This is a genomic window from Pantoea rodasii, assembly GCF_002095465.1.
GTDB lineage: Bacteria > Pseudomonadota > Gammaproteobacteria > Enterobacterales > Enterobacteriaceae > Pantoea > Pantoea rodasii.
The window spans coordinates 309,071-321,787 of sequence record NZ_MLFP01000005.1 but is presented as its reverse complement, the minus strand read 5'-3'; the positions used below and the strand labels follow the sequence as shown (position 1 = coordinate 321,787).

General features: G+C 55.6%; 8 protein-coding genes and 2 pseudogenes. 2 read left to right on the top strand and 8 right to left on the bottom strand.

The annotated features are described in order from the left end of the window. Positions 1–94: 94 nt before the first annotated feature. The 4 genes and pseudogenes from cobB to lolC form a co-directional block, all read right to left on the bottom strand. Positions 95–928, bottom strand: a complete 834-nt coding sequence (gene cobB, locus HA45_RS09900) for a Sir2 family NAD+-dependent deacetylase (RefSeq protein WP_100702820.1) — start codon at positions 926–928, stop codon at positions 95–97. A gap of 149 nt (positions 929–1,077) precedes the next feature. Then, entirely contained in the window at positions 1,078–2,322 is a 1,245-nt protein-coding gene (gene lolE, locus HA45_RS09895) for a lipoprotein-releasing ABC transporter permease subunit LolE (RefSeq protein ID WP_100702819.1), read from the bottom strand. Continuing rightward, entirely contained in the window at positions 2,322–3,023 is a 702-nt protein-coding gene (lolD, locus tag HA45_RS09890; RefSeq protein ID WP_100702818.1) for a lipoprotein-releasing ABC transporter ATP-binding protein LolD, read from the bottom strand. The genes lolE and lolD overlap by 1 nt, the downstream gene beginning before the upstream one ends. After that, positions 3,016–4,214: pseudogene (gene lolC, locus HA45_RS09885) on the bottom strand (lipoprotein-releasing ABC transporter permease subunit LolC). The gene lolD and the pseudogene lolC overlap by 8 nt, the downstream one beginning before the upstream one ends. A 439-nt stretch (positions 4,215–4,653) precedes the next feature. On the opposite strand from lolC, the gene HA45_RS09880 reads away from it, so the two are divergent. Both HA45_RS09880 and mfd read left to right on the top strand, forming a co-directional pair. After that, complete coding sequence (locus tag HA45_RS09880) at positions 4,654–4,863, top strand: hypothetical protein (RefSeq protein WP_038647560.1); 210 nt, start codon at positions 4,654–4,656, stop codon at positions 4,861–4,863. A 307-nt stretch (positions 4,864–5,170) separates the two neighbouring features. Then, a pseudogene (mfd, locus tag HA45_RS09875) lies at positions 5,171–8,610 on the top strand (transcription-repair coupling factor). A gap of 118 nt (positions 8,611–8,728) precedes the next feature. Here mfd and HA45_RS09870 read toward each other — a convergent pair. From HA45_RS09870 to nagZ, 4 genes are all read right to left on the bottom strand, one after another. Next, positions 8,729–9,271, bottom strand: a complete 543-nt coding sequence (locus HA45_RS09870; RefSeq protein ID WP_100702875.1) for a glycine zipper 2TM domain-containing protein — start codon at positions 9,269–9,271, stop codon at positions 8,729–8,731. Positions 9,272–9,566: 295 nt separating this feature from the next. Further along, the gene (locus HA45_RS09865; protein WP_100702815.1) at positions 9,567–10,871 is read right to left on the bottom strand and encodes an NAD(P)/FAD-dependent oxidoreductase; all 1,305 of its coding nucleotides are present in this window, start codon (positions 10,869–10,871) and stop codon (positions 9,567–9,569) included. A gap of 213 nt (positions 10,872–11,084) precedes the next feature. Beyond that, positions 11,085–11,627 (bottom strand): alpha/beta hydrolase YcfP, encoded by a 543-nt coding sequence (gene ycfP, locus HA45_RS09860; RefSeq protein ID WP_100702814.1) that lies wholly within the window; start codon positions 11,625–11,627, stop codon positions 11,085–11,087. Positions 11,628–11,666: 39 nt separating this feature from the next. Further along, on the bottom strand, positions 11,667–12,710 hold the full coding sequence (gene nagZ, locus HA45_RS09855) for a beta-N-acetylhexosaminidase (protein ID WP_100702813.1): 1,044 nt from the start codon (positions 12,708–12,710) through the stop codon (positions 11,667–11,669). Positions 12,711–12,717 lie beyond the last annotated feature (7 nt).

Genomic DNA, 12,717 nt, shown 5'->3' with positions numbered 1-12,717 from the left:
TTATTATCATGGCGCTTGAACCGCGCCATGTTGCGTCAAATCATTATCCTTCAGGTTAGCGTTCTCAGCGCGAATTGCTTAACCAGTTATCGCCTTACTTATACAGTCCGCGCAAAAACGTATGCACATAATCCGGCACCACTTCACTGGCTAAACCATACTGGCTTTCCGCAAACTCATTGCCCACCTGACTCGGTTCCAGATTGAGTTCAACGGTATGCGCACCCTGTAGTTTTGCTTCATGCACAAAACCAGCGGCAGGATAAACGTGGCCCGACGTGCCAATCGCGATAAACAGATTCGCTTTCTCAATCGCCTGATAAATTTCTTCCATGCCCAGCGGCATTTCACCAAACCACACTACATGAGGACGCAGTCTGGACGGGAACTGGCAGCAGGTGCAGCGATCGTCTGGCGTGACATCTTCTGTCCACTCCAGCACCTGGCCACTGCTCTCACAGCGCACTTTCAGCAACTCACCGTGCATATGCAGCACGCGCTGGCTACCGGCGCGTTCGTGCAGATTATCGATGTTTTGCGTCACCAGCAGGAAGTTATCGCCTAATACCTGTTCCATTTCGGCCAGCGCTTTGTGCGCATCGTTAGGCTGGATTTCCGGCTGTTGCAACTGACGGCGGCGCGCATTGTAGAAGGATTGCACCAGGTCTGGATTGCGATGAAAGCCTTCTGGTGTGGCGACATCTTCTACCCGATGCTCTTCCCACAAACCATCCGCCGCGCGGAAGGTGCGGATGCCCGACTCAGCGGAAATGCCTGCACCGGTCAGCACCACCACGCGTGGTTGCGGATGCGCAGCCAGTTCAGCTTTGCGATCGCGTTCAAAGATGCGCTGGCGAAAGCGCTGGTGCACTTTGCGGCGATTTTTCTTGTCGCGGGCGAGTCGTAGGCGGCGGCGCGGTATGCGCATAAAGGCTCCTTATGCTGCGGTGGTTATCACCGCATGTCGGGTGTTTAGCTCGGGTTAATGGTTCCCGATAATAGCGGCTACGCATGACGGCTGCATGCCACAGACGCTGAAAATGTGCGCAGCCGCGAAGGCGGCTGCGTTTTATATCTTTATTGCCCGCTGAGAACGCGAGCGGGATCGATACGGCTGGCACGCCGTGCCGGATACCAGCTGGCAATCAGGCTGAGCAGGATAGCGGTCACCAGCACCGAAATCACATCAATCCAGTGCAGCTCCGAGGGCAGGAAATCAATAAAGTAGATATCCCCCGCCAGCAGCTGATGGCCGGTAACCTGCTCCAGTCCACGGATGATTGGCGTTAGGTTGAGCGCCACCAGCACACCCACCACGACGCCGCTGATGCTGCCGAGCAATCCAGCCAGCAAGCCATACCAGATAAAGATGGCGCGGATCAGGCCATCTTTGGCACCCAGCGTGCGCAGCACCGCAATATCGCTGCTCTTGTCTTTCACCGCCATCACCAGCGTTGAGACAATATTGAAACAGGCCACACCAATCACCAGCACCATCGCCAGATACATAATCGCGCGGATCATCTGGATATCGCGATACATGTAACCGTAAGTGCCAATCCAGCTCTTAATATAGACGTAGGAGTGAGTGGCTTCACCGGCATCGCGCACCAGTTTTTGCGCCTGGAACGGATCGCTCATCTTTAGCGCAATGCCGCTGACGCTGTCACCCATATCAAGATATTTTTGCGCATCCGCCAGGGGTACCAGCGCCAGGCTGTGATCCAGCATCCCGCTGAGCTGAAGAATACCCGACACCTGCAGGCGAATACGCTTCGGCTGCAGCAGCTTATTCTCTCCGTCATTGTTGGGGATCATGATGGTGATCCAATCGCCCTGCTTCACGTTGAGTGATTTGGCAATACCACCACCCAGGATGATCTGCTGCTTATCCGCGCCAAATTGCTGCCATGCATCGCCATCGACAAAGCTCGGCAAGGCGCTCAGGCGTGATTCCTGTTGCGGATCGACACCTTTCACCTGCAGCGCCTGCATCTTCGCGCCGCTCTCAATCAAACCGGTGAAGTTAACGTAAGGCGCCGCTGCCGCGATGCCCGGCACTTTTTCAATCGGTGCAATCATCGGTTGCCAGTTGCGGAAAGGCTGATTCACCGGTTCGATCTCACCGTGCGGTACCACGGCCAGAATGCGCTTATTCAGCTCGCGCTCAAAACCGTTCATTGCACTCAGGCCAATAATCAACACGGCGACACCGAGGGCGATACCGATCGTCGAGATGATGGAGATCAGTGAGACCATACCACCGCGCCGCCGACCGCGACTAAAGCGCAATCCAAGCAGCAGGGATAATGACGAACCCATCAGATGGCTCCCAGCGTCAGATGTTCGCTCAGCTGACCGTCGAGCATCTCCATCTGACGGTTTAAACGTTTAGCCAGGTTCAGATCGTGCGTCACCACCAGAAATGCGGTGCCCTGCTGCTGATTGAGTTCACCCAGCAGTTTGAAAATCGCATCGGCGTTACGCGCATCCAGGTTACCGGTGGGTTCATCTGCCATCACCAGACGCGGACGATTGACCAACGCGCGCGCAATCGCCACACGCTGACGCTCACCGCCTGACAGCTCAGAAGGACGATGTGCGGCACGTTTTTCCAGCCCTACCGCTGCCAGCATTTCCAGCGCACGTGAGGAAGCTTCGGCTTTGGCGGTTTTGCCAATCAACAACGGCATCGCCACGTTCTCCAGCGCCGTGAAGTCTGGCAATAAATGGTGGAACTGGTAGATAAAACCGAGTTCACGGTTGCGCAGTTCGGCTTTAGCCGCAGACGACATGGCATTCAGTGATTTGCCGTCAAACACCACGTCGCCCGAGGTTGGCGCATCCAGGCCGCCGAGCAAGTGCAGCAAGGTACTTTTACCCGAACCGGAGCTGCCAACGATGGCTGTCAGTTCGCCTGGCTGCAGGCTGAAAGCCACATTGCGCAGCACATCGGTCTGCACGCTGCCTTCCTGATAGCGTTTGCACAGGTCACGACACTGCAACAAAGGGGTATTACTCATAACGTAAAGCCTCAGCGGGTTGAACGGCGGCAGCGCGCCATGACGGATAAAGGGTAGAGAGCAACGCAACGATCATTGAGACCAGCGCAATAGTGACCACCTGCCAGACATTGATATCAACCGGTAGCGCCGCACCATCAAGGAACAGGCCAATCACCGGCATCAAATTGTTCAGCTGGCTGGCGAGCAGCACGCCGAGCAGCGTACCGAGCAAGGTGCCGATAATGCCGGCACTGGCGCCCTGCACCATAAACACCGCGACAATCTGTCGACGGGTTAAGCCCTGCGTTTGCAGAATCGCCACTTCGCCCTGCTTTTCCATGATCAGCAGGCCGAGTGAAGTAATGATGTTAAACGCCGCTACCGCAATGATCAGGCTCAGCAGCAGGCCCATCATGTTTTTTCCATGCGCACCGCCTGGAACAGATCGCCTTTGCGCTCGCGCCAGTCTTTCAGCGTCAGGCCATCCGGCAGTTTCTGTTCGCTGAAGGCATCCACATTCAGCGGTTTCTCCAGCCACAAACGCCAGCCGGTGATGTTACCCAGCGGATAGCGCATCACGCGTGAGGCATCCTGCTGGTTCACCAAAATCTGGTAGGCATCGACTTCGCTGTTGGCGGCGTAAGTCCCCGCCACCGTGAAGATACGCTGACTTGGTAAACGCCCGACCGGCGTGAACTGGCTCACCGTCGGCACCATCAGACGCAGCTGATCGCCACGTTTCACACCTAACTGAGAGGCCAGCTGTTCGCCGAGAATCACATTGTATTGGCCTGGTTGCAGTACGCTTTGTTGAGTATTGACGAGGTACGGCGTCAGCGGATCCTGTTCGTCAGGATTGATGCCCAGCATCACGCCCACCGAGACGTTGCGCGCGCTCTGCAGCACCACATCCGCGGTGGTCAACGGTGCCACGCGCGTCACGCCCTGCAATTTGAGGCTCTCCGCCGTCACCTGCTGCGGATTGATGCTGCCTTTATCGCTGGTGACCAACGCTTGCGGCATCAGGCCGAGGATATTGCCTTCCAGCTCACGCTCGAAGCCGTTCATCACTGACAGCACCGTCACCAGCGCCAGCACGCCGAGCGTGATGCCGATAGTGGAAAGCCAGGAGACGAAGCGACCGAAGCGGTCTGAGGCACGTCCACGCATGTAGCGCAAACCGATGAATAACGCGACTGGTTGATACATGAGATCCGTCTTGGCAGTTGCCTGAAAATAAGTACAGGGATGATAAAGGAGCCGTCCTGTTTATGAAACCTCTAACCCTCTGAGTCTGCGGCAAAGTTGCATCCAAATACGTCGCGATCTGCGTCAATGCATAAAATTGCGACAAAATAATGATACTCATTGTGCGTTTATTAGGCATACCCTGCGGTAGACTCGCTCGTGTAGCAAAGATTTTATGTCCAACCGGCACCCCCGTTAGCCCGGTCAATCAGCACCGTAGTCAGCCGGCACCGCAGTAAGCCCGTTTAATCAGCACCGCAGTCAGCCCAAAGATTTCGTGCTGTGGCAAGGCGGCAAGCCTGCTAATCCCCAGGAGTTTACATCAGTAAGTGACTGGGGTTAGCAGGCGCAGCCAACGCCGCCACGGTGCGAAAGATGCCGGGCGAAAAGGAGAATACCCATGTTCAGATATCCCAAGGGCAGTATTGTTAAGCACAAATCGGGAGAAATCAGAGGCGAGATCGTCAACGTCTTTGAACAGGGAGATGCGGCAACCGGCTATTACGTGAAGTGGGACGACGGCAATCACAGCTATCATCTAGAAAAAGAGCTGTCCTGGGCCAACGTCGATCGTCCGCGCATGCACTACACACAGCAATCAAGTAAGTAGCTATACCCGAATAATTCAAGGTGCTGACCCACAGGATAAGGTCGCCAAGCGAATCACGCGGCAATGAAATGAATCTCCAGTCACTGACTGAAGTCAGCCCAAAATAATTCGTGCTGTGGCAAGGCGGCAAGACTGCGAATCCCCGGGAGCTTACTGAAGTCAGTGACCGGGGATTCGCAGTCGCAGCCAACGCGACCACAGTGCGAAGTATGAAGGGCGATGAGAAATAGCACCGCGACAGATGATCCTTAGGGCGGATTATGGAATGATGACGCCCTGGAATCCAAGGAGAGAATGTCGAGTCCTTATGTCGGAACAGAGTCGTTATACCCTGCCTGCGAAAGCGGGCGATCATCGTCAGCTCGGCGAACTGATTGGTGCCGCGCAGGCGGTTGAGTGCGCCAGTATCACCGAACGCCACCCGGGTCCGGTGCTGATGATTACCCCGGATATGCAATCTGCCCTGCGCTTGCAGGAAGAGATTCGCCAGTTCACCGATCTGCCGGTCACGAATCTCGCCGATTGGGAAACGCTGCCCTACGACAGCTTCTCCCCGCATCAGGACATCATCTCCACTCGTCTTTCCACCTTATACCAGTTGCCCAATTTACGCGCGGCATGCTGATTATGCCGGTCAACACGCTGATGCAGCGTGTCTGTCCGCATAGCTTCCTGCACGGCCATGCTTGGTGATGCAGCAGGGGCAAAAGCTATCGCGTGATGCACTGCGCGACCAGCTGGAGCAAGCCGGTTATCGACATGTTGATCAGGTGATGGAGCATGGCGAATACGCCACGCGCGGCGCCTTGCTCGACTTGTTCCCGATGGGCAGCGATCAGCCCTACCGTATCGATTTCTTTGATGATGAAATTGACAGTCTGCGCCTGTTTGATGTCGACAGCCAACGCACGCTGGAGGCGGTCAACGCCATCAATCTGCTGCCTGCGCATGAGTTCCCCACTGACAAAGCCGCGATAGAACTGTTTCGCAGCCGCTGGCGCGAATTGTTCGATGTCCGCCGCGAGCCGGAACACGTCTATCAGCAGGTGAGTAAGGGCACGCTGCCTGCGGGTATCGAATACTGGCAGCCGCTGTTTTCGAGCAGGAATTGCCGACGCTGTTTAGCTATCTGCCCGCCAATACGCTGGTGCTCAACAGCGGCGATCTGCACAGCAGCGCCGACCGCTTCTGGCAGGACGCGAATGCGCGTTTTGAAAATCGCCGCATCGATCCCATGCGTCCGCTGCTGGAGCCCGCCACCTTATGGCTGCGGCCGGATGCACTGCTCGGTGAGCTAAAAAGCTGGCCACGTATGCAGTTAAACAGCGAGACGCTGCCAGAAAAGCCGCGAATACCAATCTCGGCTACCAGCCTCTGCCGGAACTCACGGTGCAGGCTCAGGCGAAAGCGCCACTCGATTTGCTGCGTCAGTTCCTCGAACAGTTTGATGGTCAGATCATTTTCTCCGTAGAAAGTGAAGGCCGCCGTGAAAGCCTGCAGGAGCTGCTGGCGCGCATCAAGCTGCGTCCGTTACCGATTGAGCACTTCGACGAGGCCAGCAAACAGCCACACAGTTTGATGATCGGTGCCAGCGAACGCGGGTTCATTGATAGCGCAGGCCATCGCGCGCTGATTTGTGAAAGCGATCTGCTCGGTGAACGCGTCAGCCGTCGCCGCCAGGACAATCGTCGCACCATTAATCCTGATGTGCTGATTCGTAACCTTGCCGAACTGCATCCTGGCCAGCCGGTGGTGCATCTGGAACATGGCGTAGGCCGCTATATCGGCCTGACGACGCTGGAAGCCGGCGGCATTATCGCGGAATACCTGATGCTCTCTTATGCAGGAGACGCCAAGCTCTACGTGCCCGTTTCGTCGCTGCATCTGATCAGCCGCTATGCCGGTGGTGCCGATGAAAATGCCCCACTGCATAAATTAGGCAGCGATGCCTGGTCACGCGCCCGGCAGAAAGCCGCCGAGAAAGTGCGCGATGTGGCGGCGGAACTGCTGGATATTTACGCCCAGCGTGCGGCGAAAACCGGTTTTGCCTTTAAGCACGATCGCGATCAGTATCAACTGTTCTGCGAAGGCTTCCCGTTTGAGACCACGCCGGATCAGGGCCAGGCGATCAATGCCGTCCTCAGCGACATGTGCCAGCCGCTGGCAATGGACCGACTGGTGTGCGGTGACGTGGGCTTTGGTAAAACCGAAGTTGCCATGCGCGCCGCGTTCCTTGCGGTAGAAAACGCCAAACAAGTCGCGGTGCTGGTGCCCACAACGTTGCTGGCACAGCAGCACTACGACAACTTCCGCGACCGCTTTGCTAACTGGCCGGTGCGCATTGAAATGCTGTCACGTTTCCGTAGCGCCAAAGAGCAGAGCCAGGTGCTGGAGCAGGCCCGCGAAGGCAAAGTGGATATTCTGATCGGCACCCATAAGCTGCTGTCAAACGACCTCAAATGGCACGATCTCGGCCTGTTGATTGTCGATGAAGAGCACCGCTTTGGCGTGCGCCACAAAGAGCGTATCAAAGCGATGCGCGCCGATGTCGATATCCTGACGCTCACCGCCACGCCGATTCCACGTACGTTGAATATGGCCATGAGCGGCATGCGCGATCTGTCGATTATTGCCACGCCGCCGGCGCGACGTTTGGCAGTGAAAACCTTTGTGCGCGAGTACGACAGCCTGGTGGTGCGCGAGGCGATCCTGCGTGAAATTTTGCGCGGTGGCCAGGTCTACTACCTGTATAACGATGTCGAGAATATCGAAAAAGCCACGCAGAAACTGGCAGAGCTGGTGCCGGAAGCGCGTATTGCCATCGGTCACGGCCAGATGCGCGAGCGCGATTTAGAGCGGGTGATGAATGATTTCCACCACCAGCGCTTTAACGTGCTGGTGTGTACCACCATCATCGAAACTGGCATTGATGTGCCCAGCGCTAACACCATCATTATCGAACGAGCCGATCACTTCGGTCTGGCACAGTTGCATCAGCTGCGTGGCCGCGTCGGTCGCTCACACCATCAAGCCTATGCATGGCTGTTAACGCCGCATCCGAAAGCGATGACCACCGATGCACAAAAGCGTCTGGAAGCTATCGCCTCGCTGGAAGATTTGGGGGCAGGCTTTGCGCTGGCCACTCACGACCTCGAGATTCGTGGTGCCGGTGAACTGCTGGGTGAAGATCAGAGCGGCCAGATGGAAACCATCGGCTTCACCTTGTATATGGAGCTGTTGGAGAATGCGGTAGATGCGTTAAAAGCGGGGCGCGAGCCGTCGCTGGAAGACCTTACCAGCAATCAGACCGAAATTGAGCTGCGCATGCCCGCCCTGTTGCCGGACGACTTTATCCCCGATGTCAGTACCCGTTTGTCATTGTACAAGCGCGTGGCATCGGCCAGCGATGAACAAGATCTGGCGGAATTGAAAGTGGAGATGATTGATCGCTTCGGTAAATTGCCTGATGCGGCACGTAATCTGCTGGATGTTGCCGGGTTACGTTTGGTGGCTCGCGAGCTGGGTATTCGCAAAATCGAAGCCAGTGACAAAGGCGGATTCTTCGAGTTTGCACCGCAGAATCATGTCGATCCGGGTTGGTTAATTGGCCTGCTGCAAAAAGATCCTAAACAGTGGAAGCTGGATGGTCCAACGCGACTGAAGTTCACTCGCGATCTGGAAGAGCGCAAAGCGCGCATGGAATGGGTACAGAACTTTATCGCTGAGTTAGCGAAGAACCGGGTGTAAACGTCGTGCGTGCAACCATGGCGCCTGAAGAATTCCGCATTCCCCTTCACCACCGCATAAAAAAAAGCGCCTTTCGGCGCTTTTTTCGTTACTGCTGCTGTGACGTGTCTTTGCCCAATCAGGCCTGATTCGAATTCAGGATCAGCTGACCATTACGGTCGAGCGGAATGCGGGTGCCAGGGTCATTTTCCATGCGGATTTTGCCCTGCTGGTCGCCTATTTTATAGGTCACATCATAACCCAGCATTTTTTCCTGTTTGTCATAAACGGTTTTGCAACGCTGCTCGTTGGTGGTGTAGGTATCACGGTCCTGCATGGCCCCCTGCACCTGATTACCACCGTAACCGCCCGCCAGCGCGCCCGCTACCGTTGCGACATCGCGCCCACGTCCGCCACCAAACTGGTGACCGAGCACGCCGCCTGCTACCGCACCCAGTACCGAACCGGCTATACGGTTCTCATCCTGTACTGCACGACGATGCGTTAACGTCACATTGCGACACTCCTGTCGCGGCTGTTTTATGCTCTCTTTGATCGGCGTAGCCGAGAGAACTTGTGCGAACTGCGGGCCGCGGTCAAACACATCCATGCTGGCGACGGCGGCAACACCTAACGCTGCTGCTACGCCGATACCGATACCCGCTAACATTGATTTATTCACAGGAATGTCCTCCTGAATGTTGTTACCGCGCATTCCTGCCGCTACGAAATCCTGTGTAGCCGAGGCATAACCGGCGTGCGCGCCGCGCCGTTTTTGTTGAGATAAGTTTTACAGATGGACCGTAATTGCAACATCAGATTAATGGAGGAAACGCAGCGGAATGGCATCAGGGCCAGTTTTTCGGAGAGTTCTGAATGCGGGTGAAATATCGCCGTAATCTTAAGCTGAATGATTGTTTCTCAGCAGCTTACGGCGCTTAAAGGGCAGCGGGCGGCGCAATACCGCCCGTTAATCATCAGTGCAGCTTGAGACGAGGACGCAACACGCGGTTCAGACTACCCACCAACATCATCAGGCCGGTTTTGAAGTATCCGTGGAGCGCAATCTGGTGCATACGATATAGAGAGATGTAGACAAAACGCGCGATGCGCCCTTCTACCATCATCGAGCCGCGCATCAGATTACCCATCAGGCTACCTACGGTGGTGAAGCGTGACAGCGACACCAGTGAACCGTGATCTTTATAGACATAGGCTTTCAGTGGCTTGCCTTTACGCTGCGCCAGAATATTTTCCAGCGCGCGTGATGCCATCTGGTGTGCAGACTGCGCACGCGGTGGCACAAAGCCGCCGCTCGGCAGTGCGCAGGAAGCACAATCGCCAATCGCGTAGATGTCATCATCCAGGGTAGTTTGCAGGGTGTCTTTCACCACCAGCTGATTGATACGGTTGGTTTCCAGCCCACCAATCTCTTTCATGAAGTCCGGCGCTTTGATCCCTGCAGCCCATACCATCAGGTCGGCGTTAATGAATTCGCCGCCTTTGGTGTTCAGCCCCTCATCTGTGGCGCTGGTAACCATGGTTTGCGTCAGGACGCGCACGCCGAGCTTGGTGAGTTCCTGATGCGCAGCCGCTGAGATACGCGGTGGCAAAGCAGGCAGAATACGTTCACCGGCTTCCACCAGCGTGACATTCAAGGAGGAGCTGTCGAGGCCTTTATAGCCGTAGCTGTGCAGTTGCTTCACCGCGTTATACAGCTCAGCTGACAGCTCAACGCCGGTTGCGCCGCCGCCAACAATCGCGATATTCACTTTTTCCAGGCTACCTTCGCTGGCTGAAAAACGCAGGAACAGGTTGAGCATTTCGTTGTGGAAACGACGTGCCTGATGCGGGTTATCCAGGAAGATGCAGTGGTCTTTTACGCCCGGCGTGCCAAAGTCGTTCGAGGTGCTGCCCAGCGCCATTACCAGACGGTCGTAAGACAGCTCGCGCTGTGGCACCAGTAACTCGCCGTTAGCATCACGGATTTCCGCCAGCTCGATGGTTTTACTGTCGCGCTTGATTTGCGTCAGCGATCCCAGCTGGAACTGGAAGCCGTGGTTACGCGCGTGCGCCAGATAGCTCAGCGCATCAATCCCTTCGTCCATTGAACCGGTAGCCACTTCATGCAGCAATGGCTTCCACAGATGGCTGTGGTTGCGATCGACGAGAATAATCTCGGCTTTCTTATTGCGCCCAAGCTTATGGCCGAGCTGCGTTGCCAGCTCTAAGCCACCGGCACCACCGCCAATAATGACGATTTTTTCCATAGATGTAGTCAACAAAGACCCCCTCAAAGTTGTAAACCAATAGTTAATTAATGGTTACTAAAAACCTTAATAAACATAGGGTTGGCGACGTTTAAATCGCGAGCTGAGGGCAGAATATCACGGCACAATCGACATATCATAAGAAAATTGATGTACATCAATCTTTCAACAGCATTATCAGAATGTTACACATTTTGTGCGCCGCATCACGCGGCGCGCCGGGGCTCAGGCAAGGGATTTAAAGGCTTTGATGCGCTGCAAATGGGGCGAGATATTCTTGAATTTATGACTGGCTGCTTCGTCCCATACGATCTCGTAAAAAGGATGCAACTGGGCGGCAGTACGCTGATTATCCAGCGCTTCATCATGGCGTGACAGAATGGTCAGACAGCGGTCGCGATTTTTTTCACGAAAATCACTGACGCACTTGGTGGCAATATCCAGGTACTCTTCCGGACGATCGATCTTGCCCTCCATGTTCTCAAACGGAAACAGGTTAGGGTTAAACATCACCTGCCGCATGCCACACAGAAAGCCAATGCGTTCAGCCCAGTAACCGCCGAGGCCGACGCCGCAAATCAGCGGATGCGCATCGCCACCCTGCTGTAACAACTTATCGCACTCTTTTAACAAAAACTGCATGTCATGTTTGGGGTGAAGCGTGCTGTAGCTAATGAGTCTGACGTCCGGGTCAATAAACTGTAGCTGCAGCACCTTCTCGTGATTGCCCGGACTGTTGGAATCAAAACCGTGCAGATAAATGATCATGATTTTCCTCAGTGTGGATGGATATCCGGGCAGCGACGCTTAACTGCCCGAAGCTTTGTGCGCCAGCCAGCGCTCCTGCAACGCACTGAGCTGGCGTTGATTCTGCTTCCAGCGTGCGCTGGATTGCAGCGTCTCGCGGGTATAGCGTCCCTGATGGTATAACTGCGTCACACGCTCTGCCTGGATCGACGTCAAGTTATCCAGCACACTCACCGCACCGGCGCGCTGATTGCACACCAAAATCATATCGCATCCGGCATTGAGCGACTGTTGCGCGCGTTCAGCGTAGCTGCCCATCACCGCAGCGCCTTCCATCGACAAATCGTCGGAGAAAATCACACCGTTAAAACCCAGCTCTTTGCGCAGCACGGTTTGCAGCCAATACGGCGAGCCGCTGGCGGGTAACGGATCCACCTCAGTATAGATAACGTGCGCGGGCATCACCGCATCCAGTAACAGCTCATCGATGAGCTGTTTAAAGATCGCCATATCGTGCTGGCGCAGTGTAGCCGCGTCACGGGGATCGCGCGGCGTCTCTTTATGTGAATCTGCGCTAACCGCACCGTGGCCTGGGAAATGCTTACCGGTGGTTTTCATGCCGGCTTCATGCATACCGTTGATAAAACGGCGGGCGATTTGCAACGCAATGGCCGGATCTTCATGGAATGAACGATCGCCAATCGCCGCGCTGATGTGGCCGATATCCAGCACCGGTGCAAAGCTGATGTCGATGTCCATGGCGATCATTTCGGCGGCCATCTGCCAGCCCGCCTGCTGCGCCACTTCACCCGCCGTCGCGATATCATGCAATGCGGCAAAAGATTGCATCGCGGGCAGTTGGGTGAAGCCTTCACGGAAGCGCTGCACGCGCCCGCCTTCCTGATCGACGGCGACCACTAAGCGATTGCGCGAGGCGGCACGAATCTGGCGCACCAGTTCCGCCAGCTGATCCACATCGTGGAAGTTGCGGGCAAACAGAATGAGTCCACCCACCAGCGGATGTTGCAGAATCTCGCGCTCTTCGGCATCGAGTTCATAGCTTTCAACATCCAGCATCAGCGGGCCGGGGGTATGCATGGTCATGGTTACA

What these genes read in the sequence shown, in the direction of transcription:
- cobB (WP_100702820.1), bottom strand. Translation starts at nt 928, where the DNA reads ATGCGCATACCGCGCCGCCGCCTACGACTCGCCCGCGACAAGAAAAAT.
- lolD (WP_100702818.1), bottom strand. Translation starts at nt 3,023, where the DNA reads ATGAGTAATACCCCTTTGTTGCAGTGTCGTGACCTGTGCAAACGCTAT.
- HA45_RS09880 (WP_038647560.1), top strand. Translation starts at nt 4,654, where the DNA reads ATGTTCAGATATCCCAAGGGCAGTATTGTTAAGCACAAATCGGGAGAA.
- nagZ (WP_100702813.1), bottom strand. Translation starts at nt 12,710, where the DNA reads ATGACCATGCATACCCCCGGCCCGCTGATGCTGGATGTTGAAAGCTAT.
- ycfP (WP_100702814.1), bottom strand. Translation starts at nt 11,627, where the DNA reads ATGATCATTTATCTGCACGGTTTTGATTCCAACAGTCCGGGCAATCAC.
- lolE (WP_100702819.1), bottom strand. Translation starts at nt 2,322, where the DNA reads ATGGGTTCGTCATTATCCCTGCTGCTTGGATTGCGCTTTAGTCGCGGT.